The sequence below is a fragment of the Janthinobacterium aestuarii genome, assembly GCF_051380835.1.
GTDB lineage: Bacteria > Pseudomonadota > Gammaproteobacteria > Burkholderiales > Burkholderiaceae_D > Janthinobacterium > Janthinobacterium aestuarii.
The window spans coordinates 50,231-71,783 of sequence record NZ_JBNYXU010000005.1 but is presented as its reverse complement, the minus strand read 5'-3'; the positions used below and the strand labels follow the sequence as shown (position 1 = coordinate 71,783).

Annotated in this window: 18 protein-coding genes; 5 read left to right on the top strand and 13 right to left on the bottom strand. The window is 63.5% G+C overall.

The window, feature by feature from the left end:
• The first annotated feature begins 64 nt into the window (after positions 1 to 64).
• The 4 genes from modA to ACQ4WO_RS14750 are packed head-to-tail and all read left to right on the top strand — an operon-like array spanning position 65 to position 3,022.
• Positions 65 to 823 (top strand): molybdate ABC transporter substrate-binding protein, encoded by a 759-nt coding sequence (modA, locus tag ACQ4WO_RS14765; protein ID WP_436482104.1) that lies wholly within the window; start codon positions 65 to 67, stop codon positions 821 to 823.
• A gap of 15 nt (positions 824 to 838) precedes the next feature.
• Positions 839 to 1,516, top strand: a complete 678-nt coding sequence (gene modB, locus ACQ4WO_RS14760) for a molybdate ABC transporter permease subunit (RefSeq protein ID WP_436482103.1) — start codon at positions 839 to 841, stop codon at positions 1,514 to 1,516.
• Positions 1,517 to 1,527: 11 nt separating this feature from the next.
• Positions 1,528 to 2,229, top strand: coding sequence for a sulfate/molybdate ABC transporter ATP-binding protein (locus ACQ4WO_RS14755; protein WP_436482102.1), 702 nt, complete (start codon positions 1,528 to 1,530; stop codon positions 2,227 to 2,229).
• Between the two features lie 25 nt (positions 2,230 to 2,254).
• The gene (locus ACQ4WO_RS14750) at positions 2,255 to 3,022 is read left to right on the top strand and encodes a molybdenum-dependent transcriptional regulator ModE (RefSeq protein ID WP_436482360.1); all 768 of its coding nucleotides are present in this window, start codon (positions 2,255 to 2,257) and stop codon (positions 3,020 to 3,022) included.
• A 98-nt stretch (positions 3,023 to 3,120) separates the two neighbouring features.
• Here ACQ4WO_RS14750 and ACQ4WO_RS14745 read toward each other — a convergent pair whose 3' ends face one another.
• Positions 3,121 to 6,195 carry a response regulator gene (locus tag ACQ4WO_RS14745; RefSeq protein WP_436482100.1) on the bottom strand — a complete coding sequence of 1,025 codons (3,075 nt, stop codon included), beginning with the start codon at positions 6,193 to 6,195 and terminating at the stop codon, positions 3,121 to 3,123.
• 239 nt (positions 6,196 to 6,434) lie between these two features.
• Here ACQ4WO_RS14745 and fnr point away from each other — a divergent pair, with 239 nt between their 5' ends.
• Positions 6,435 to 7,193, top strand: a complete 759-nt coding sequence (fnr, locus tag ACQ4WO_RS14740) for a fumarate/nitrate reduction transcriptional regulator Fnr (protein WP_128140675.1) — start codon at positions 6,435 to 6,437, stop codon at positions 7,191 to 7,193.
• A gap of 3 nt (positions 7,194 to 7,196) precedes the next feature.
• Here the strand turns inward: fnr and ACQ4WO_RS14735 are convergent, their stop codons facing one another.
• The 12 genes from ACQ4WO_RS14735 to ACQ4WO_RS14680 form a co-directional block, all read right to left on the bottom strand.
• The gene (locus ACQ4WO_RS14735; RefSeq protein ID WP_436482099.1) at positions 7,197 to 7,721 is read right to left on the bottom strand and encodes a FixH family protein; all 525 of its coding nucleotides are present in this window, start codon (positions 7,719 to 7,721) and stop codon (positions 7,197 to 7,199) included.
• A 54-nt stretch (positions 7,722 to 7,775) separates the two neighbouring features.
• Positions 7,776 to 9,158, bottom strand: coding sequence for a cytochrome c oxidase accessory protein CcoG (gene ccoG / locus ACQ4WO_RS14730; protein ID WP_436482097.1), 1,383 nt, complete (start codon positions 9,156 to 9,158; stop codon positions 7,776 to 7,778).
• A 4-nt stretch (positions 9,159 to 9,162) separates the two neighbouring features.
• Positions 9,163 to 10,083, bottom strand: coding sequence for a cytochrome-c oxidase, cbb3-type subunit III (ccoP, locus tag ACQ4WO_RS14725; protein ID WP_034752517.1), 921 nt, complete (start codon positions 10,081 to 10,083; stop codon positions 9,163 to 9,165).
• Positions 10,076 to 10,279, bottom strand: a complete 204-nt coding sequence (locus ACQ4WO_RS14720; protein ID WP_128140672.1) for a cbb3-type cytochrome oxidase subunit 3 — start codon at positions 10,277 to 10,279, stop codon at positions 10,076 to 10,078. Before ACQ4WO_RS14720 ends, ccoP begins: the two co-directional genes overlap by 8 nt.
• A gap of 1 nt (position 10,280) precedes the next feature.
• Positions 10,281 to 10,895, bottom strand: coding sequence for a cytochrome-c oxidase, cbb3-type subunit II (gene ccoO / locus ACQ4WO_RS14715; protein ID WP_034752513.1), 615 nt, complete (start codon positions 10,893 to 10,895; stop codon positions 10,281 to 10,283).
• 15 nt (positions 10,896 to 10,910) lie between these two features.
• Complete coding sequence (gene ccoN / locus ACQ4WO_RS14710) at positions 10,911 to 12,338, bottom strand: cytochrome-c oxidase, cbb3-type subunit I (protein ID WP_034752511.1); 1,428 nt, start codon at positions 12,336 to 12,338, stop codon at positions 10,911 to 10,913.
• A 236-nt stretch (positions 12,339 to 12,574) separates the two neighbouring features.
• Positions 12,575 to 12,751, bottom strand: a complete 177-nt coding sequence (gene ccoS / locus ACQ4WO_RS14705; RefSeq protein WP_034752510.1) for a cbb3-type cytochrome oxidase assembly protein CcoS — start codon at positions 12,749 to 12,751, stop codon at positions 12,575 to 12,577.
• A gap of 2 nt (positions 12,752 to 12,753) precedes the next feature.
• A complete protein-coding gene (locus tag ACQ4WO_RS14700) occupies positions 12,754 to 15,192 on the bottom strand; it encodes a heavy metal translocating P-type ATPase (RefSeq protein WP_436482095.1) in 2,439 nt (812 codons plus the stop codon).
• Positions 15,193 to 15,214: 22 nt separating this feature from the next.
• Positions 15,215 to 15,985 carry a sulfite exporter TauE/SafE family protein gene (locus ACQ4WO_RS14695; RefSeq protein WP_436482094.1) on the bottom strand — a complete coding sequence of 257 codons (771 nt, stop codon included), beginning with the start codon at positions 15,983 to 15,985 and terminating at the stop codon, positions 15,215 to 15,217.
• A 9-nt stretch (positions 15,986 to 15,994) separates the two neighbouring features.
• Positions 15,995 to 17,443: an oxygen-independent coproporphyrinogen III oxidase gene (gene hemN, locus ACQ4WO_RS14690; protein WP_139092119.1), complete on the bottom strand. Its 1,449-nt coding sequence runs from the start codon at positions 17,441 to 17,443 to the stop codon at positions 15,995 to 15,997.
• Between the two features lie 24 nt (positions 17,444 to 17,467).
• Positions 17,468 to 19,126, bottom strand: a complete 1,659-nt coding sequence (locus ACQ4WO_RS14685) for a methyl-accepting chemotaxis protein (RefSeq protein ID WP_436482093.1) — start codon at positions 19,124 to 19,126, stop codon at positions 17,468 to 17,470.
• Positions 19,127 to 19,421: 295 nt separating this feature from the next.
• Positions 19,422 to 21,530, bottom strand: a complete 2,109-nt coding sequence (locus ACQ4WO_RS14680; protein WP_436482092.1) for an EAL domain-containing protein — start codon at positions 21,528 to 21,530, stop codon at positions 19,422 to 19,424.
• Positions 21,531 to 21,553 lie beyond the last annotated feature (23 nt).

Sequence of the window (21,553 nt, the reverse complement as noted above, 5' to 3'; positions counted from 1 at the left end):
TGGCAGAGCGCTATATATCGGTGTATATTACGGACCAGGTTCTCTTCTCATCAAGGATACGATCATGCGCCTCACCTCCCTCGCCACACTGCTCGGCGCCGCCCTCTTCGCCACCGCCGCCTCGTCCGCCCTTGCCGGCGAAGTGGTCGTGTCGGCCGCGGCCAGCCTGACGAATGCGTTCAAGGAGGCGGCGCAAAGCTACGAGGCGCAGTATCCGGGCAGCAAGGTGTCCTTGAACTTCGCCGCTTCGGGCGTATTGCTGCAGCAGATCGTCAAGGGCGCGCCCGTGGACGTGTTTGCCTCGGCCGACCAGGAAACCATGGATGCGGCGCAAAAGCAGGGCCTCGTCTTGCCGGCCGAGCGCATGGACTTCGTCGGCAACAGCCTGGTGCTGATCGTGCCGCACGATAGCAAGCTGGGCATCAAGAGCCTGGCTGACCTGACGCACAAGGGTGTGACCCGCGTGGCCATCGCCAATCCGGCCAGCGTGCCCGTCGGCCGTTATTCCGAAGGCGCGCTGAAGAAGGCGAAGCTGTGGGACGCCGTGCAGCCGAAGGCCATCGGCACGCAGAACGTGCGCCAGTCGCTCGACTACGTGGCGCGCGGCGAAGTCGATGCGGGCTTTGTCTACGCCACCGATGCGGCCATCATGAAAGACAAGGTGAACGTCGTGCTGGACGTGCCGCTGGACGCGCCCGTGCTGTACCCGATCGCCACCATCAAGGGCAGCGGCAATGGGACCGAAGCGAAACGCTTCGTCAGCTATTTGCAGACGGCGCCGGCGCAAGCCATCCTCGCCAAGTACGGTTTTAAAAAGCCATAAAGCAAACGACTGCACATGGATATCGCCTGGACCGCGCTGGTCTTGTCGCTCAAAGTGGCGGCATGGGCTACGGCGCTCAACTTGTTGCTCGGCATCGGCACGGGCTATCTGCTGGCGCGCACGCGTTTTCCCGGGCGCGAGCTGCTCGACGCCCTGTTGACCCTGCCGATGGTGATGCCTCCCACCGTGCTTGGCTATTACCTGCTGGTGCTGCTGGGGCGGCGCGGCACCCTGGGTATCTGGCTGCAGGACAACTTCGGTATCAACCTCATCTTTACGTGGCAAGGCGCCGTGATCGCTTCGACCGTGGTTGCCTTTCCTCTCGTCTTCAAGCCCGCGCGCGCCGCCTTCGAGGCCGTCGACGGCCAGCTCGAGCAGGCGGCCCGCGTGCTGGGTATTTCCGAAATGGCAATTTTCTTTCGCGTCACGTTACCGCTGGCCTGGCGCGGCATCCTCGCCGGTGTGCTGCTGGGATTCGTGCGCGCGCTGGGCGAGTTTGGCGCCACCCTGATGGTAGCCGGCAGCATTCCCGGCAAGACGCAGACCCTGTCGGTAGCCGTGTATGAAGCCGTGCAGGCGGGCCAGGACGACGTGGCCAATACGCTGGTCGTGATCATCTCGATTGTCTGCATCGTGGTGCTGCTGTCGGCTGGCCGCCTGGCGCCCGGGCGCGTCGCGCACAAAGGACGCTGAGGATGACGCCCATGCAACTCGACCTCGACATTCGCGCCACCTTGCGCTCCGGCAAACGCCGTTTCGACCTGCAGGTGCAATGCACGTCCGGCAGCCAGCGCATCGCCATGTATGGCCCGTCCGGCGCCGGCAAGAGCATGACCCTGAAAGCCATTGCCGGCCTCTTCACGCCGGACGAAGGCCATATCCGCCTGAACGGGCGCACCCTGTTCGATTCGGCCGCCGGCATCAATTTGCCGCCGCAGCAGCGCAACGTCGCCTACCTGTTTCAGGATTACGCGCTGTTCCCGCACCTGACGGTGCGCCAGAACGTGGGCTTTGGCCTGAGCCGGGGCTGGGTCAATCCGCGCGCGCGCGAAAAGTTGGCCAAGGTCGAGCATTGGCTCGACGCCTTCCACTTGCAGGAACTGGCGCACCAGTTCCCCGACGAGTTGTCCGGAGGCCAGCGCCAGCGGGTGGCGCTGGCGAGGGCGCTCGTGGCCGAGCCGAGCGCGCTGCTGCTCGACGAGCCGTTTGCCGCCCTCGATCCGGCCCTGCGTGTCAAAATGCGGCTGGAACTGAGCCAGTGGCAACAGCGTCTGGACGTGCCCATGATCCTGATCACGCACGATCCGGAAGATGCGCGCATCCTGGGCGAGCACGTGCTGTACTTGCGCGACGGACAGATCGATAACAGGGAGGACCACATGGCATTGGGTGAACGCATTGGATAAAATCGGCTTGCAAGGCTCGCTATGGATGACGGTGGGCGGAGAAAACCTGGGCGGCGCCGGCAGGGTGGAATTGCTGGGCGCCATCGCCGAATGCGGCTCCATCACGCAGGCGGCCAAGCTTGTGAAGATGAGCTACAAGGCGGCCTGGGACGCCATCGACGCGATGAACAACCTGGCCGGCGAGCCGCTGGTCGAGCGCCTGACGGGCGGCAAGGGCGGCGGCGGCACGCGGCTGACGCAACGGGGACGCCAGCTGGTCGACAATTTCCGCATCATCGAGCGCGAGCATGCCCGCTACCTGCGCCAGCTGGGCAGCCAGGCCGAAGGCATCGCCGACGATCTTTTACTCATACGGAGAATGGCCATGAAAACCACGGCACGCAATCAATTCCTGGGCAAGGTGGCCGAACTGAAACAGGGTGCCGTCAACGATGAAGTCACGCTGGAATTGCCGGGCGGCCAGCATATCGTTGCCATCGTCACGCAGGGCAGCAGCGCAAGCCTGGGCCTGGTGCCGGGCGCGGAAGCGTTTGCGCTGATCAAGGCTTCGTCCATCATCCTCGTGACCGACAGCGAAGGCGCGCGCTTTTCCGCGCGCAACCAGCTGGCCGGCACGGTCACGCGCGTGCAGACGGGCGCCGTCAACACGGAAGTGGTGCTGGACCTGCCGCGCGGCGGCACGATCGCCGCCATCATTACCAACCAGAGCTGCACCGACCTGGGCATCGCCATCGGCAGCAGCGTGACGGCGATGTTTAAGGCGTCCAGCGTGATTCTCGGTGTACCCGCATAAGTGCGTAGGTCGGATTAGCGCTTGCGCGTAATCCGACATGATCCGCCAACAATGTTGTCGGATTACGCGGCGTGCCGCCGCTAATCCGGCCTACCCTTTTAATCCTTCAGCCTGGACAACCAATCCGCCGCTGCCGCCAGCGCCAGTTCCAGCTCCTGCGCCGTGTGCGCCAGCAGGCTTGGGACTTCGTCCAGGCGACCGGCGTCGATAGCTTCCTCGGTGGCGAACGCGGCGCGGATCAGGCGTTTCGTGCCCAGGGTGCCGACGGAGCCGCGCACGCTGTGCAGGATGCGCGCCACGTCGCTGTGACGGCCCGCCTGCAAGGCCGTTTCCGCGTCCCGCACGGGCGTCATGCCCTTGTTCAGCGCGTCTTCGACCATGCGCCGCAGCACGCCGCGCCCCTTCGCATCGCGTCCCATCACGCGCATCAGCGGCGCCATGGAAAACACCTCTTCATCGGCGACGCGTACGGGCTCGGCCGTCTGCACTTGCGGGCGCTTGGGCAGGTGGCGCAGGATGACTTCCATCATCTCTTCCACCACGACAGGCTTGGCGATGAAGTCGCTGATGCCGGCCGTCATGCAGCGCTCGCGCTCGGACGCCAGCACGCCGGCCGTCATGGCGATCACGGGCAGGCTCAGGCGTAGTTCCGTGCGGATGATGTGGGTGGCGCTGAAACCGTCCATGACGGGCATCTGCATGTCCATCAGCACGATGTCGTAGCGCAGCGCTTCCGTGCGCAGCCGCTCCACGGCTTGCAAGCCGTCGCCCACCACGTCGAGGGTGGCGCCCATGTGTTCGAGGATGCCGCGCGCCACGGCCTGGTTCAAATGATTGTCTTCCACCAGCAGGAAATGCACGCCGGCCAGTTCCGTGCCCAGCGGCTGGTGCAGGATGCGCTGCTCGCCGCCGTCGTTCTTCGTGATCAGCGCCTGATGCAGGGCATCGAACAGGCTCGATCCCGTGATCGGCTTCATCAGCACGACGTCGGCCTCGGCCGCGCTGGAGATTTCCTCGAGGTGGTTGCGGGCGAAGGCGTTGACCATCACCACGATGGGCTGGCGCTGGCCGCTGGCCGCCTGGCGGATGGCCTTGGCGGTGGCCAGGCCGTCCATCACGGGCATGTGCCAGTCGGCCAGCACCACGTCGTACGGCTGCTGCTGCGCCAGGCGTTCGCGGTACAGTTCGATGGCGGCAAAGCCGGAGTCGACTTCATCGGCCAGCCAGCCCCACGCCTCGATCAGCTTGACGATCAGTTCACGCGTGGTGCGGTTATCGTCCGCCACCAGCAGGCGCAGCTGGCCCAGCGCCGGCGTGCGCCGCGTTTCGGCCGGCTGCGCCAGCATCTCGAACGGCACGCTGAACCAGAAGCGGCTGCCCTTGCCTTCGCTGCTGGCGACGGCGATGTCGCCGCCCATCATGTGGATCAGCTGCTTGCTGATGGCCAGGCCCAGGCCCGTGCCGCCGAAGCGCCGCGTGATGCTCTGGTCGCCCTGTGAAAACGCGGCAAACAGTTGTTGTTGCTGCAGTTCCGTCATGCCGATGCCCGTGTCGCGCACTTCGAAGCGCAGCCAGGCGCGGCCGTTCTCGCTCTCGGCCAGGCTGACGGCCACCACCACTTCGCCGTTCTCCGTGAACTTGATGGCGTTGCCGGCCAGATTGACGAGGATCTGCTGCAGGCGCTGGGCGTCGCCCACGAGGCGCCGCGGCACGTCGGGCTCGACGGCGATGGCCAGTTCCAGTTCCTTTTCGCCCGCATTCATCGTCATCGTCGTGGCCAGGGTATTCATGACTTCGTCGAGGTCGAATTCGACGGGCGACAGTTCCATGCGGCGCGCCTCGATCTTCGAATAATCGAGCACGTCGTTGAGGATGCCCAGCAGCGACTGGCCCGCCACGCGCACCATGGTCAGATATTTGCGCTGTTCCGTGTCGAGCTTGGTATTGCCCAGCAAATACACCATGCCCAGCACGGCGTTGAGTGGCGTGCGGATTTCATGGCTCATGTTGGCCACGAAATCGCTCTTCGCGCGGTTGGCGGCCTCGGCCCGGTCGCGTTCCTGCTCCAGTTCGGCCGCGCGCGACTCGAGTTCCTGCTGCAGGCGGTCGCGTTCGCTCATCAGGCCGTTGAACGCTTCCGTCAGTTCTCCGATCTCGTCGCGCTGCTGCACCGGCACGGGGGTGAAACGGCTGCCGCTGGTGCGCAGGGCCAGCAGGGTGTTGCGCAGGCGCACCAGCGGCGACAGCAGGCGCACGGTGACCCAGCCCAGCACGGCTGCGGCCAGCAGCGAAGCGAGGATGCTCCACAGCACCAGCCGGTACAGCACGCCATCGAACGGTTCGAAGGCATCCGCCACGGGCAGCGAGGTGGCCAGCAGCCAGTTCACCGATTTCAGGCGCTTGAAGCTGTTGACGGCCTTGATGCCGCGGCTGTTCGTGCTGACCATGCTGCCTTCGCCATCCTCCTTCAGCAGCTGGGTCGTCGTCAGGTTGGCGTTCGGCTGGCGCGGCTGCAGCAAACGGCCGGTATCGGGATGCAGCACGTAGCGCGGCACGGCGCCGCGCGTGAGGATGAAGTAATAGCCGCTCTTGCCGATCTTTTCCGAGCGCAGACGCCCCAGCAGGTTGTCCTTGTACAGGCGCAGCACGCCGATCACCACGCCGGCCACCTGGCCATCGGCGGCCAGCACGGGCGCCACCATCTGCACGATGGGCATGCCGCTCGACTTGCCGAGCATCGGCTCGGTGATCATGGGCTGGCGCGTGCGCAGCACGGTCTGGAAATACTCGCGCTCGGCGACGTTGATGCCGGTGCGCCCCGCCACTTCCGGCATGTCGGCCACGACGGCGCCATACGCGTCGAGCACCAGCACGTCGTCGAACAGCACCAGCATCGAGCGGCGCGAATAGTATTCGCGCAATTGGGCCGGCTGGGCCATCAGTTCCGGCGGCTGCTGCCTGGCCGTCAGGGTGACGATCTGCAGCAGCATGCCCAGCTTGTCGTCGAGCTCGGCAGCGGTGCGGCTGATGAGGGACGACTGCTGGCTCAGCAGTACTCGGGTGAAGTCGTCGCGCATGTGCTGCACCTGTATCATGGTGACCAGCGCGATCATGGCGATCGAGGTCAGGCTGGTGGCCAGCGCGACTTTTGCTTTGATGCCGAGAGGCTTCATGATTTCCTTTTCAGTACCGGGCGGCACAGGCGGCAGATAATGCTGTCAGGAATTTTCCTATCAATACCCCAGCTTGGCAAGCGCCGCCGCACAAATGCCCCTACCCGCATGGGCTTTTGACGATGTTGCCATATAATTAAAGTCGGAACGTCGTTTATTCAGCGAAATTGCGGTGAAATTGGCACACGGCAACCCGGTATGCAGTAAACTTGTTGTTGCATTTTCTAAAAGGTACCGACATGACTGAAGCGCTAATCACTCCAACCTTGCCCACAGTGAACGTGGAAGCGTTGCGTGCGCGATGCTCGACCTGCAGCATGCATCAACTGTGTCTGCCGATGGGCCTCGATATGGGCGACATGGACAGGCTGGACCAGATCATCGGCCGCCGCCGCAAGATCGTGCGCGGCGCCTCGCTGTTCCGCATCGGCGACTCGTTCCAGAACCTGTACGCGATCCGCCTGGGGCACTTCAAGACGTACCAGATCAATCCGGGCGGCGAGGAGCAGGTGACGGGTTTCCAGATGGCCGGCGAACTGCTGGGCATGGACGCCATCAGCGCCGACCGCCACCACTGTAATGCGGTGGCGCTGGAAGACAGCGAAGTGTGTGAAATCCCGTTTTCCAGCCTGGAACAATTGCTGGGAAATATGCCGACCCTGCTGCGGCATTTCCACCGCATGATGAGCCAGGAAATCACGCGCGAGCAAAGCGTCATGCTGTTGCTGGGCAATATGCAGGCGACGCAGCGCTTTGCCGCCTTCATCGTCAACCTGGCGTCGCGTTACGAAGCGCGCGGCTATTCGAGCAGCAAATTCCAGCTGCGCATGTCGCGCGAGGAAATCGGCAACTATCTGGGCCTGACCATCGAGAGCGTCAGCCGTTTATTGTCGAAATTCAAGAAGGAGGGCTGGCTGCGCGTCTCGAACCGCGAGATCGAAATATTGCAACCAGCCAAGTTGAAAGCCATTACGGCCGGTACCGACGTCTGCAAGTAAGGCTTATAACTCTTCGTCCGCATGCAGCGCGATGCTGCGTTGCACGGGCCAGGTCCAGATGCCGGACAGGCGCCACTCGCGCTTGTCGTTTTCCACCAGCACTTGCCAGCGGCTGCGCTCGAGCATCGGCAGCGCGACCGAGAAATTGCCGGCCGCATCGGGCTGCACCAGCAGCTTGATATCTTTTTCCGGCAAAGTCGCATGCGCCAGGTGCAGCTGCAGCGGGCCCTGGTAGGCCTTGCCGAAGCTGTGCACGGAACCGGTCAGGCGCGCTTGCGCCACGTCGTATGCCAGGCTCGTATCCATGGCCAGGTCGCTGGCGATCGTGTCGCGCTTCAAATCCTGGTTGATCGCCTTGCCCTGCTTGTAATAGTCGCCGACCACCAGCGCATCGGGTTGCGTAAACGCGATATAGCCCATGAAGCTGCCGACGACCACGGACAGGCCGGGACCGATCATCAGCAGCCATGGCCAGCGATGCTTGTACCACGGTGCAACGGGAGGCTGCAGTTTCAGACTGTCGGACATGGTATTTCTCCTGTGTAAACGGCCGGCCCCCGTGCGGGGACCGGCCTTCCTGCATTAACGCGGCACGATGAAGACCGCGCTTTCACGCACATGCAGCGACGGGTCGTCCAGCGATTGCAATTCGATCGCAATCTTGTTCGAGCCCTTCTCGCCGACGCCGTGCGGCACGCGCAGACGGATCGGCCAGCCCAGCGTTTCCGTCGGCTGCAAGGTCACTTCTTCGCGCGTCAGCAAGGTCAGGCCCGGCAAGCCGGTAGCGCTGATTTTGAAATGCTGGCGTTGCTCTGACGTGTTCATGATCTGCAGGCGGTAGACGTTTTCGATCATGCCGTCTTCCACTTCGCGTCCCATCGAACCGCGGTCGCGGATCACGTCCATTTTCAGGGGCGTGCGCAGGGCCAGCGACGTACATACGGCAATGATGATCAGGGCCAGGATGGAAGTGTAGATCAAGACGCGCGGGCGCATGGCGCGCTGGCGTATCTGCTTCGAATTGAAGTTGTTTTCCATCGCATGGTCGGTGCTGTAGCGTATCAGGCCACGCGGCCGCTCGACCTTGTCCATCACGCTGTTGCAGGCATCGACGCAGGCGGCGCAGCCGATGCATTCATACTGCAGGCCGTTGCGGATATCGATGCCGGTCGGACACACCTGCACGCACAGTGTACAGTCGATGCAATCGCCCAGCTTGTCGTTGTGGCCGGCCTTCTTGCTCATGGCGCCGCGTGGTTCGCCGCGCTTGGCATCGTAGGTGATGATCAGGGTGTCCTGGTCGAACATGGCGCTCTGGAAGCGCGCGTAAGGGCACATGTATTTGCACACCTGCTCGCGCAGCCAGCCCGCGTTGCCGTAGGTTGCCAGGCTGTAGAACAAGACCCAGAACCATTCCCAGGGACCGAAATTCAAGGTGACCACCGATTGCGCCAGTTCCTTGATCGGCGTGAAGTAGCCGACAAAAGTAAAGCCCGTCCACAGGGCGATGGCGCCCCATACCAGGTGCTTGGCCGTCTTCTTGAACGCCTTGCGCACGGACGGGCCCTGCTTGTCGAGGGCCATACGCGCGCTGCGCGTGCCCTCGATGCGGCGTTCGACCCACAGGAAAATTTCCGTGTATACCGTTTGCGGGCAAGAGAACCCGCACCACACCCGCCCGGCAATGGCCGTGACGAGGAACAACAAATACGCACAGATGATCAGCAGGGCCGCCAGATAGATGAAATCCTGGGGCCACAGCACGACGCCGAAAATGTAGAACTTGCGCGTGGTCAAGTCGAACAGCAGGGCTTGCCTGCCATTCCAGGTCAACCACGGCAAGCCGTAGAACGCGAGCTGGGTAAGCCATACGCATACCCATCGCCAGGTAGCGTAGCGTCCTTTGGCCTCGCGAGGGTAGATCTGCTCGCGGGCCGCATACATCTTGATGACTTGAGGTTCCATTACATCATTTCACGGGCGTCTGAGGATTCGACAGGCTCCAGACATACGCCGACAGCACGTGTACCTTGGATTCGCCGAGGAAATCGCTGAAGGCCGGCATGGTGTTGCTGCGTCCCTTGCGTACGGTTTCCATGATGGTATCGGCGCTGCCGCCGTACAGCCAGACCTTGTCCGTCAGATTCGGCGCACCCAGCATCTGGTTACCCTTCGCATCGGCGCCATGACAGGCCATGCAGGCGCCAAATTTGGCTTTGCCCAGCACGGACTTGACGGGATCCGAGGTCGAACCGGACAGGCTCAGCACATAATGGGCCACGTTCTCGACATCTTTTTCGGAGCCGAGGGCGGCGCCCATCGGAGGCATCTGCCCATTGCGGCCGTGCAGGATGGTGGTCTTGATGATGTCGGGTTCGCCGCCATACAGCCAGTCCTTGTCCGTCAGGTTGGGGAAGCCCTTGTTGCCGCGCGCATCCGAACCGTGGCATTGCGCGCAGTAGGTCAGGAACAGGCGCTGGCCGATGGCTTGCGCCTGCGGGTCGGCTGCCACCGTCTTCAAGTCCTGGCTCAGGTACTTGTTGAACAGGGGACCGTAGTCGGCTTCCGCCTTCTTCAGCTCTTCCTCGTACTGGCCCGTCGATTTCCAGCCCAGGCTGCCGGCATAGTTGCCCAGGCCCGGATACAGGAACAGGTAGGCCAGCGCGAAGACGATGGTGATGTAGAACAGCCACATCCACCAGCGCGGCATCGGCGTATTGAGTTCCTTCAAGTCCTCGTCCCAGACGTGGCCTGTGGTGCCGTCGGCGGGGGCGCCGGCGACCACTTTCACTTTCGACTGCGAGTACAGCAGCACGCCGCAGCCGATGATGCCCAGCAGGGACAGCACGATGATGTAGATATTCCAGAAGCCATTGGTAAAGTCAGCCATGGTTATGCTCCTTCGCCAGGTTCATCTCGGCTTCGGCCGGATAGTCGAGCGCCTCGTCGGCGAACGGCAGGCGTGCCGCCGCGTCGAAGTCGCTGTTGCTGCGGCTGAACGTCCACCACAGAATACCCACGAACGTCGTAAAGGAAACCACCGTCATGACGCTGCTGGCGCTGTCAAACAGGTTTTCGATTGCCATGCTAATTCCTTGTTTTGATTAATGTACCGAGGCCTTGCAGATAGGCGACCAGGGCGTCTTCTTCCGTCTTGTCCTGCAGCTGCGCGGGGCCGGCGGCGATTTCTTCCTCGCTGTACGGCTGGCCCAGGCGTTTCAGGGCGCGCATCTTCGGCACGATCTCGTCAGGCACCAGCTTGGTCTTCGCCAGCCAGGGGTAGGACGGCATGTTCGACTCGGGCACCACGTCGCGCGGGTTGTTCAAGTGCGTGCGGTGCCATTCGTCGCTGTAGCGGGCGCCCACGCGGGCCAGGTCGGGCCCCGTGCGCTTGGAACCCCATTGGAACGGACGGTCGTAGACGAACTCGCCGGCGACCGAATAGTGGCCATAGCGTTCCGTTTCCGCGCGCAGCGGACGGACCATCTGCGAGTGGCAGTTGTAGCAGCCTTCGCGCACGTAAATGTCGCGGCCCGCCAGGCGCAGCGGCGAATACGGCTTCAGGCCGGCGACCGGTTCCGTCGTGCTCTTCTGGAAGAACAGGGGGACGATCTCGACGGCGCCGCCGATGCTGATCACCACCGTGACCAGGGCGATCAGCAGCCAGGGGTTTTTCTCAATCCATGCATGTGAAAATTTCATTTGCTTTTGCTCCTATCAGGCGTGCGCCGCGTTCAGTTCCGGAATGCGGGCGACGGGGAGTTTGCTGCCGCGCAGAGTCATCCAGGTGTTGTAGCCCATGATGCACATACCCGACAGGTACAGCAGGCCACCGGCCACGCGCACCACGTAGTACGGATACGTTGCTTTCACGCTCTCGACAAAGGTGTAGGTCAGGGTGCCGTCCGGATTGACCGCGCGCCACATCAGGCCCTGCATCACGCCGGCGATCCACATGGCGGCGATGTACAGCACGATGCCGATGGTGGCCACCCAGAAGTGCACGTCGACCAGACGCGTGCTGTGCATCTGCGTGCGGCCAGCCAGGCGCGGCAGCAGGTAGTAGATCGAACCCATGGTGATGAAGCCCACCCAGCCCAGAGCGCCCGCATGTACGTGGGCAACGGTCCAGTCGGTGTAGTGCGACAGCGAGTTGATGGTTTTGATCGACATCATCGGACCTTCGAAGGTGGCGATGCCGTAGAACGACAGCGAGACGATCATGAATTTCAGGATCGGGTCGGTGCGCAGTTTGTGCCAGGCGCCCGACAGTGTCATGATGCCGTTGATCATGCCGCCCCAGCTTGGTGCCAGCAGGACCAGCGAGAAGACCATGCCGATCGATTGCGTCCAGTCAGGCAATGCCGTGTAGTGCAGGTGATGCGGGCCCGCCCACATGTAGGTGAAGATCAGCGCCCAGAAGTGGACGATGGACAAACGGTACGAGTACACGGGGCGCTCGGCCTGTTTCGGGATGAAGTAGTAGACCATGCCCAGGTAGCCGGCGGTCAGGATGAAACCCACCGCGTTATGGCCGTACCACCACTGGATCATGGCGTCCTGCACGCCCGCATAGGCGGAATACGACTTGGTGAACGAGGCTGGCATGACGGCGCCATTGACCACGTGCAAAATCGTCACGGCCAGGATGTAGGCGCCGAAGAACCAGTTGGCCACGTAGATGTGCTTGACCTTGCGCTTGATCAGCGTGCCGAAGAACACGATGGCGTAGGCGATCCAGACGACGGCGATGAGGATGGCGATAGGCCATTCCAGTTCCGCGTATTCCTTGCCGCGCGTCATGCCCATGGGCAGGGTGACGACGGCGCACAGGATCACGGCTTGCCAGCCCCAGAAGGTGAAGGCGGCCAGTTTGTCGGAAAACAGGCGCACCTGGCAGGTGCGTTGCACGACGTAGTACGAGGTAGCGAACAGGCCGCAGATGCCGAAGGCGAAAATCACCGCATTCGTGTGCAGCGGACGCAGGCGTCCGTATGTCAGCCATGGTATGTCGAGGTTCAGGGCAGGCCAGGCCAGCTGAGCGGCGATGATAACGCCAACCAGCATGCCGATGATGCCCCATACCACAGTAGCGACCGCGAATTGCTTCACGATCTTGTAGTTATAGTTCAGCGATTGATCCACAAAGACTCTCCCTGGAATTACTATTTATGATGGTGGCCAGAGAGTAAGTGTTTGACCGTGAAAAAACTTTGATGTGGATCAAAATTCCCCGGATGAAATAAGCGTAGCGAACTGGCATCGAAATAAAGTGATATTTCGGTCAAATTCCGCTTAAAAAAGCCATACAAGATCCCTGCAATCAGGGCGGGGCAGACGCGCCGGCCATGGCGTGCGGGACGCCGGCCGTGCCGGTGAGGTCAGGGATGCGGTTCGCCGGGCGCCGGCTGGGGCGGCGTGTCGTCGTCCTGCAGCACGCGCAGGCCCGGTCCGACGAGATCGTCGAACTGGCCGCCGTCCGAGGCCGTGAAATACACCCACAGGGCGATGAAGACGACCACGACGCTCAAGGGGATGAGGAGATACAGTGCTTCCATGTTCAGGCTTTCCGCAGGCGCAGGGCATTGGCGATGACGACGGCCGAGCTGGCAGCCATGCCGACGCCGGACAGCCAGGGGTTCAAGAAACCCAGCGCGGCGGCCGGGATGGCCGTCAGATTGTACAGGGTGGCCCAGCCCAGGTTCTCGCGGATGATGCGCATGCTGCGCGCGGCCGTCTTCGCCGTGTCGAGCACGGACACCAGTTGGCTCGACAGCAGCACCGTGTCCGCATGCGCCTGCGCCAGCGCGGCGCCGGAACCCATGGCGAAGGACACGTCGGCGCCGCTCAGCACGGCCGCGTCGTTGATGCCATCGCCCACCATCGCCACGACGGCGCCCGTCGCCTGCAACTGCTGCACGAAATCGAGCTTTTCATCGGGCAGGCATTCGCCGCAGGCCGTGTTGATGCCCAGTTCCGTCGCCACGCTTTGCGTCAGCGCTTCCTGGTCGCCGCTGAGCAGCACGACCTGCTTGCCGCGCCGGTGGAAATACGCGACGACGTCGCGCGCTTCCGGGCGCAGTGCGTCGCTGAGTAAAAAGCGCGTCAGCCAGCGCCCCTGCGTGCCCAGGTACAGCGGCGTCATGCCCTGCATGCCGACGGCTGTGTCGCCCAGCGGCGGTCCGGCGATGGCGGCGACAAAGGCCGCATTGCCCAGGCGGTAGCGCACGCCATCGACGATGCCTTCCAGACCCTGGCCTTGCACTTCCTGCAACTGTTCCGCATGCATGCGAAGTTGCTGTCCTGGTAACCCATCCGCTGCCGCCAGGATCGCCTGCGCCAGCGGATGGGCGCTGCCCGCTTCCAGCGCGGCGGCCACCTGCAGGCAGGCGTCTTCGCTCAGGCTGCCGAGCCCCTCGATTTGCCGCAGCACGGGCCGGCCCAGGGTCAAGGTGCCCGTCTTGTCGAAGACGATGTGGGTGGCGCGGTGCAAGGTTTCCAAGACATGCGGCTGGACGATCAGCACGCCGCGCCGCAGCAGGCTGTCGGTGGCGGCCGCCAGCGCCGTCGGCGTGGCCAGGGACAAGGCGCAGGGGCACGACACGACCAGCACGGCAATGGCCACGGGCCACGCCTGCGACGGGTCGTGCCAGCTCCAGAAGGCGAACACGGCGACGGCGAACAGCAGCAGGCCCAGCACGAACCAGGCGGCGACCTTGTCGGCCCACTGCGCGATCTGCGGCTTGCCGCTGCCGGCCCGCTCGATCAGTTTCAGCAGGTCGGACAGGGTGCTTTCGCGCGCCGGTTTCAGTACGCGCACAATAAGCGCCGCGCTGGCGTTGATGGCCCCGCCCGGCACCTGTTCACCTGTCTTGCGTCGCTGGGCCGCGCTTTCGCCCGTCAGCAGCGATAAATCGAGCGCGCTCGTGCCTTCGATGATGACGCTGTCGGCGGCGATCGCTTCGCCCGGTTTGACCAGAATGACGTCGCCCACGGCCAGGCTGCCGGCCGGCACCAGGGTGGTGGCGCGGTTGTCGGGAAAGCCCGCCATCAGCGAGGCAGAGGCGGGCAAGGCGTGCTGCAGGCGTTCGAGCGCGGAAGCGGCCTTGCGGCGCGCCTGCAGCTCGAAATAGCGGCTGCACAGCAGCAGGAAAATGAACATCGTGGCCGAGTCGTAATACACCTCGCCGCGGCCCGTGAAGGTCGCCACCACGCTGCCGAAGAAGGCCGCCAGGATGCCCAGTGCGACGGGCACGTCCATGCCCAGGGTGCGTGCGCGCAGGCTGGCCCAGGCGCCCTGGAAGAACGGCATGGCGGAGTAACAGATGGCGGGCAGGGTCAGCAGCAAACTGGCCCAGCGCATCAGGCTGGCCATATTGTCGTCCAGCGTGCCATCCTCGGCCAGGTAGGCCGGCGCCACGTACATCATCACCTGCATCATCGACAGGCCGGCCACGAACAGCTGGCGGCCCAGGGTCTTGCTGGCTTTTTGCAGGCGCTCGCCATGGCGCACGGCGTCGTACGGATAGGCCGTGTAGCCCACTTGCCGCACGGCTTGCAGAATGTCGCCGGGTTCGCACTGGGCGCGGCTCCAGCGCACGTACAGGCGCTCCGTGGCGACGTTCAGGCTGGCCGCCTGCACGCCGGGCAGGCGCGTCAGCTGGCGCTCGATCAGCCAGACGCAGGCGGCGCAGCGGATGCCTTCGACGGACAGGGTCGCTTCGCAGCTGCTGGCGTCGCGCGCGAATTGCGCGTCGTCATTGCTGTACAGGCGCAGTTCGGGCGGCACCATGGTCGCATCGGCTGCATTGACGGCATATTCGTCGCGGTCGCGGTAGTACGCGCTCTGGCCGATGTCGACGATGGTTTGCGCCACCGCTTCGCAGCCGGGGCAGCACATGGCGCGCGGCACGTCGTCGATGGTGACGTTCCAGCTGGAGCCTGCGGGGACAGGCAAGCCGCAATGGAAGCAGGCGGAGGGTTGTAAAACAGCATTCATAAGTTTGTTTTCATGCGTCTTTTCATGGATGGCCCGTGACGCACAGGGCGTCGAGCCAGCCCAGCGAGACGCCATTCGCGGCGCGCAGCAGGCCCAGCAGGCCAAAGCCCAGCACCAGCAAGCCGCTGGCGATGCGCACGGGACGGCGCTGCATCTGCGTGCGCAAGCGCGTGCCCAGCAAACCCATGCCCAGCAAAGTGGGCAGGGTGCCCAGGCCGAAGGCGGCCATCGTGGCCGCGCCGTTCAGGGCCGAGCCTTGCATCATGGCCGTCAGCAGCGCGCTGTAGACCATGCCGCACGGCACCCAGCCCCACAGCCCGCCCACGGCCAGCGCTTTTAACGGCGTATCCATGGGCATCAACGGTTTCAGCAGGGGGCGCACGCGGTGCCAGACGACGTTGCCGGCCGCTTCCAGATGGGCCAGGCCGCGCCAGGCATCCATCAGGTACAGGCCCAAAGCAACGAGCATCAGGTTGGCCAGCCAGTAGCCGGCCACTTGCAGGGAAGCCAGGTGCAGCATGCCCGCGCCCGCCAAGCTGCCGGCCATGGCGCCGGCCAGCATGTAGCTGCCGATGCGCCCGCCGTTGTAGGCCAGCAGGCGCAGCACGTTCGTTTGCAAGGTGGTCTGCAATGCCGGCCGTGCCACGGCGATGGCGATGACCGGGCGCGCAGGCGCCGCCGGTGCGCTTGCGCCCAGCGACAGGGCGCCCACGATGCCGCCGCACATGCCGATGCAGTGCACGCTGCCGGCCAGGCCGACGAGGAACATGGGCACGAGGCTGAGGGCGTTCATCGCGCGGTGCTACACCGTTTTCGAGTAGCGCAGCGGCTGCACCGCGTCGGGCGCCGTGTTGGCGCGCGCCATGGTCAGGTAGCGGTCGAAGACCATGCAGATATTGCGGATCAACAAGCGCCCTTTCGGCGTCACCGTCAGCCAGTCTTCTTCGATGACGAGCAAGCCGTCGCGGGCCAGTTCGCGCAGCTTGTCCAGCTCGGCGGCGAAATAGCTGCGGAATTTCACGGGGTGCGCTTGCTCGATGCTGGCGATCGACAATTCGAAATTGCACATCAGCATTTGGATGATGATACGGCGCAACAAATCGTCCGTGTCGAGCTTGATGCCGCGCGCGATCGGCAGCACGCCTTCGTCGAGCTTTTCGTAGTACGCATCGAGCGTCTTTTCATTCTGGCTGTAGACGGCGCCGACGGAACTGATGGCCGACACGCCGCAGGCGATCAGGTCCGCTTCCGCACGCGTGGAATAGCCCTGGAAGTTGCGGTGCAAGCGGCCCTGGCGCTGCGCCACGGCCAGGTCGTCCGTCGGCTTGGCAAAATGGTCCATGCCGATGTAGACATAGCCGGCGGCCGTCAGGCGCGCGATGCACAGGCCCAGCATGGCCAGCTTGGTGGCGCTGTCGGGCATGTCGGCGTCGAGGATGCGGCGCTGCGGCTTGAACAGATGCGGCATGTGTGCGTAGTGGTACAGGGCGATGCGGTCGGGGCTGGCATTGATCACCTTGCGCAGGGTTTCCGTCATCGTTTCCAGGTTTTGTTTCGGCAAGCCATAGATCAGGTCGATGCTGATCGAGCGGAAACCGGCGTCGCGCGCCGCCTGCATGATGGCCACCGTTTCCGCTTCCGGCTGGATGCGGTTGACGGCCTTCTGCACGTCGGCGTCGAAATCCTGCACGCCCAGGCTGATGCGGTTGAAACCTTGCGCGCGCAGCGAGAACACGCGCTCGCGCGACACGGTGCGCGGGTCGATCTCGATCGAATACTCGCCGTCTTCATCGGAAGCGAATTCGAAATGCTGGCGCAGGTGCGCCATCAGTTCGTCCATCTGCTTTTCGCTCAGGTAAGTGGGCGTGCCGCCGCCGAAGTGCAATTGTTCGATCTGGTTCATGCCGGCAAACAGCTTGCCCTGCATGGCGATTTCCTGTTTCAGATAGCTGAGATAGGTGGCGGCCTTGCTGCGGTCTTTCGTGATGATCTTGTTGCAGGCGCAGTAGTAGCACAGGGTGTCGCAGAATGGCACGTGCACGTACAGCGATAGCGGACGGCGGCCGCCGCGCATGCGCAGGGCGGCCAGCGCTTCGAGGAAGTTGCCATAGCCAAAGTCGGCGTTGAAACGGTCGGCGGTCGGGTAGGACGTGTAGCGGGGGCCGGACTGGCTCATCTTGCCGATGATGACCGGGTCGAATTCGACGACCGCGTCCAGGTCGGCGGAAGCACTGCTGAGTAGTGTAGGCATGATGTGTATGAAGTCTTGAAAGGTTTAGGCGGCCAGGCGTTTCATGGCGGGCTTGCCGGCGTTCGCGGCGCCTGACTTGCCGCCGGGCGTGGCGACGCGGCGCGGTGGCGGCATCTTGCCGAAATTGAACAGGCTCACGGCTTGCGACAGGCTGGCCGCTTCTTCCGCCAGGCGCGTGGCGGCCGCGGCGGCTTCTTCCACCAGGGCCGCGTTCTGCTGCGTCACCTGGTCCATGTGGGCGATGGCCTGGTTGACCTGGTCGACGCCGATGCTCTGTTCGCGCGAAGCGATCGAGATTTCCTGCATGATCGCCGTCACCTGCTTGACGGAGCTGACCACCTGTTCCATGGTGGCACCGGCGCGGTTCACCTGCAGCATGCCGGCGCCCACCTTGCCGACGGAAATTTCAATCAGTTGCTTGATGTCCTTGGCCGCCACGGACGAGCGCTGCGCCAGGTTGCGCACTTCGCCCGCCACAACGGCAAAGCCCCTGCCCTGCTCGCCGGCACGCGCCGCTTCCACGGCCGCGTTCAGGGCCAGGATGTTGGTCTGGAAGGCGATCCCTTCGATCAGGCCGATGATGTCGACGATTTTCTTCGACGAGGTGTTGATGTCGTCCATGGTGGTGATCACTTCGGAGACGATCTCGCCACCCTGCACCGCCACTTTCGAGGCGGCCACGGCCAGTTCATTCGCCTGCACCGAGTTGTCCGCGTTCTGTTTCACGGTCGACGAGAATTCCTCGATGCTCGAAGCCGTCTCTTCCAGGCTGGCCGCCTGCGATTCCGTGCGGCCCGACAAGTCCATATTGCCGACGGCAATTTGCTTGGTGGCCACGGCCATGGTTTCCACGTTGATGCGCACGTCGCGGATGGTGGCGATCAGGTTGCTGTTCATCTGCTGCAGCGCGCGCAGCAATTGCCCCATTTCATCCGTGCTGTCCGTTTCGAAACTGCCCGACAGGTCGCCGGCGGCAATCGCCCGCGCGCCGTTCAGGGCCTTGCCCAGCGGCTTGAGCACGGACATGCGCAAGGTGTACCAGAGGAAGACGTTGATCAGGAAACCGAACAGGGTGGCGCCGAAGATGGCGTAATTGGTGATCTTGCCGCCGCTGGCGAACAGGCTGATGACGCACACCAGCAGTTGCAGACAGTTGACGATGGAGGTGGCGGCCCAGATGCGCAGGTTGAGCGACATGTGCGTCAGGTTGTGCAGCAGGTGCGCCAGGCCCGGGCGCACGATCTGGCCGTGCTTGATGACGATGTTGCCGCCTTCCTTGTTGCGGATGGCCGCGTAGGCTTCCTCGGCCGCTTTCACCTGGTCCTTGTCCGCTTTCACGCGCACGGACATGTAGCCGATGGTCTTGCCCGCTTCGCGGATGGGAGTGACGTTGGCGCGCACCCAGTAAAAATCGCCGTTCTTGCAGCGGTTCTTGACCAGGCCCGTCCACGGCGTGCCGGCCTGGACCGAGGCCCACAGGTCGGCAAACGCTTCGGCTGGCATGTCCGGGTGGCGCACGATGTTCTGGGGCGAGCCGAGCAGCTCGGCCTCGCTGAAGCCGCTGACCTGGCTGAAGTACGGATTCACATACACGATATTGCCGTTCATATCCGTTTTCGACACGATGGCCTGATCGTCCAGGACGAGGACTTCACGGTTAGTCACTGGCAAATTTTGTCGCATGGTCGCGGCTTCCTGATCAGTTGAATAGCTAATTGGTGAGTAAGACTTGCACGATTGCAAGAATGGAGATCAGTGTAAGGAGTCGCCTGCGCAAATTTATTGATGTAGATCAAAATCCTCCAGATTGGTCGTGCTTGTATGCATTTATAGATAGCAATGCTATATGCTTTTTGGAGGGGGCTGGCCGTGCCTGGCACCTTTCCCGCCAGCGAGCGTCTTTTGCCAGCCGCGTATCGGCCGCGTATCGCGGCTGCGCAGCCGGCGCGGAGAGTCAGAGCGGGGAGTCGGCGTGGCGTTAATCGACACCGGCCGTCAGCGGCCGCAGCATGCCCACGGCGTAGCCTTGCGCGTAATCGATGCCCAGCTCGCGGATGACGGCCAGGGTTTCCGCGTCTTCCACGTATTCGGCCACCGTTTTCAAGCCCATCACGTGGCCCACTTCATTGATGGCCTTGACGATGGCGCGGTTGATGGCGTTGGTGGCGATGTCGCGCACGAAAACGCCGTCGATTTTCAGGTAGTCGACGGGCAGCGCCTTCAGGTAGCCGAACGAGGAAAAGCCGCTGCCGAAGTCGTCGAGCGAAAAGCGGCAGCCCATGCTCTTGAGCTGGCGCATGAACACTTGCGCCTTGGGCAGGTTGGCGATGACGGCCGTTTCCGTGATTTCAAAGCAGAGCTGCTCGGGGGCGATGGCGAACTTCACGAATTGCTCGGTGATGTAGTCGAGCAAGCCACCATCGGCGAGCGACATGCCCGACAGATTGACGGAATACTGGGCCGGCGCGCGGCGCTGGCTTTCCGCCAGCGCGGCCAAGGGCGGCAAGCTGTCGCGCACGCTTTCGATATGCGCGCAGACGGCACGGATGACCCAGCGGTCGATGGACAGCATCATGTCGTAGCGTTCGGCGGCGGGGATGAAGGCGCCGGGCAAGATCAGGTCGCCCTGGCTGTTGCGGATGCGGATCAGCACTTCGTCGTGGTATTCCGGGCTGTCGTGCAGGTGCACGATGGGCATGGCGTACAGGCGGAAATAATCGTGGGCGAACGCTTCGTTCAGACGCGAAATCCACAGCATTTCGCCATGCCGCTGCGCCAGCATGACGTCGGACTCCTGATAGACATGGATGCGGTTGCGGCCCTGCTCCTTGGCCAGGTAGCAGGCCTGGTCGGCCGCGCTCAGCAGCTCGCTCATGGACTTGCTGTCCTGGCTGATTTCGACCATGCCGATGCTCACGCCCAGCTCAAAACTGCGGCTATCCCAGGCGAAACGGAAATCGCGGATGGACTGGCGCAGCTGTTCGCCGATCACGCGCGCGTGGTCGAGCGGACAGTGCGGCAGCAGCACGCCCAGTTCGTCGCCGCCCAGGCGCGCGAGGATGTCGCTGTCGCGCATTTGTGCCTGCAGCATTTTCGCCAGCAGCTGCAGCAGCACGTCGCCGGCGCCGTGGCCGCAGGTATCGTTGATGACCTTGAACTGGTCCAGGTCCAGGTACAGCAGCGCATGCACGTGGCCATCCTGCTTGGCCGTGTGCAGGGCGCCGGCGACCAGGCGTTCGAATTCGCGCCGGTTGATCAGGCCCGTCAGGGTGTCGTGCGTGGCGTGCCACGACAGTTGCTGGCTCAGCTTGCGCTCATGGCTGACGTCGCGGAACACGACGACGGCACCGAGGATGGCGCCGTCGCGCGACCAGATGGGGGCCGCCGACTCTTCGATGGCGATGCGCCGTCCATCGCGCGTGAGCAGCTGGGCATGCGTGGAAATGCCGATGGCCTGGCGCTGGCGCAGGCACTTGATGGCCACGTGTTCCAGCGGCTCGCCCGTGTTTTCATCGACGAGGTTCAAGGTTTCAACGATGTCCAGGCCCTGCGCCAGCTCGTTGCTCCAGCCTGTCAATTGCTCGGCCACCCGGTTCAGGTAGCGCGTCTTGCCGTGCGGGTCGGTGGTCATGACGCCGTCGCCGATGGAGCTGAGCGTCACTTCCGCCAGCTCCTTGTTTTCGGCGATCATGAGTTCGCGCAGCATGTGTTCGGTGATATCCCAGATGATGCCCAGGGTGCGCTCGGGATGGCCGGCGGCATCCGTGTGCACCTGCGCCTTGGCCGCCAGCCAGTGTTCGCTGTCGTCCGGCCAGATGACACGGTACTCCAGTTCATAGCCGGCGCGCTGGTGCACGGCTTCCTGCATCACCTCGACAATCTGGCCTTGGTCATCCACATGGACGAAGTCGAGAAAGCTGCGAAACGGCTGCGTCAGGGGCCGTTCTTCCAGGCCCAGCAAGGCGGCGCCCCTGGCTGACCAGTTGACTATGCCGTTGATGATCTGGCCATCGACGATGTGCGAATCCCAGATGGCCATGCCGGCCGCCTCCAGTGCCATCTGCAAACGTTTTTGCTGGTCGCTCATCGTCGCCTCCACGTGGATATAAA

What these genes read in the sequence shown, in the direction of transcription:
- modB (WP_436482103.1), top strand. Translation starts at nt 839, where the DNA reads ATGGATATCGCCTGGACCGCGCTGGTCTTGTCGCTCAAAGTGGCGGCA.
- ACQ4WO_RS14685 (WP_436482093.1), bottom strand. Translation starts at nt 19,126, where the DNA reads ATGCGACAAAATTTGCCAGTGACTAACCGTGAAGTCCTCGTCCTGGAC.
- ccoP (WP_034752517.1), bottom strand. Translation starts at nt 10,083, where the DNA reads ATGGCTGACTTTACCAATGGCTTCTGGAATATCTACATCATCGTGCTG.
- ACQ4WO_RS14755 (WP_436482102.1), top strand. Translation starts at nt 1,528, where the DNA reads ATGCAACTCGACCTCGACATTCGCGCCACCTTGCGCTCCGGCAAACGC.
- ACQ4WO_RS14735 (WP_436482099.1), bottom strand. Translation starts at nt 7,721, where the DNA reads ATGTCCGACAGTCTGAAACTGCAGCCTCCCGTTGCACCGTGGTACAAG.
- ACQ4WO_RS14695 (WP_436482094.1), bottom strand. Translation starts at nt 15,985, where the DNA reads ATGAACGCCCTCAGCCTCGTGCCCATGTTCCTCGTCGGCCTGGCCGGC.
- fnr (WP_128140675.1), top strand. Translation starts at nt 6,435, where the DNA reads ATGACTGAAGCGCTAATCACTCCAACCTTGCCCACAGTGAACGTGGAA.
- ACQ4WO_RS14750 (WP_436482360.1), top strand. Translation starts at nt 2,255, where the DNA reads ATGACGGTGGGCGGAGAAAACCTGGGCGGCGCCGGCAGGGTGGAATTG.
- ACQ4WO_RS14745 (WP_436482100.1), bottom strand. Translation starts at nt 6,195, where the DNA reads ATGAAGCCTCTCGGCATCAAAGCAAAAGTCGCGCTGGCCACCAGCCTG.
- ccoG (WP_436482097.1), bottom strand. Translation starts at nt 9,158, where the DNA reads ATGGAACCTCAAGTCATCAAGATGTATGCGGCCCGCGAGCAGATCTAC.
- ACQ4WO_RS14700 (WP_436482095.1), bottom strand. Translation starts at nt 15,192, where the DNA reads ATGAATGCTGTTTTACAACCCTCCGCCTGCTTCCATTGCGGCTTGCCT.
- ccoO (WP_034752513.1), bottom strand. Translation starts at nt 10,895, where the DNA reads ATGAAATTTTCACATGCATGGATTGAGAAAAACCCCTGGCTGCTGATC.
- hemN (WP_139092119.1), bottom strand. Translation starts at nt 17,443, where the DNA reads ATGCCTACACTACTCAGCAGTGCTTCCGCCGACCTGGACGCGGTCGTC.
- ACQ4WO_RS14720 (WP_128140672.1), bottom strand. Translation starts at nt 10,279, where the DNA reads ATGGCAATCGAAAACCTGTTTGACAGCGCCAGCAGCGTCATGACGGTG.
- modA (WP_436482104.1), top strand. Translation starts at nt 65, where the DNA reads ATGCGCCTCACCTCCCTCGCCACACTGCTCGGCGCCGCCCTCTTCGCC.
- ccoS (WP_034752510.1), bottom strand. Translation starts at nt 12,751, where the DNA reads ATGGAAGCACTGTATCTCCTCATCCCCTTGAGCGTCGTGGTCGTCTTC.
- ACQ4WO_RS14680 (WP_436482092.1), bottom strand. Translation starts at nt 21,530, where the DNA reads ATGAGCGACCAGCAAAAACGTTTGCAGATGGCACTGGAGGCGGCCGGC.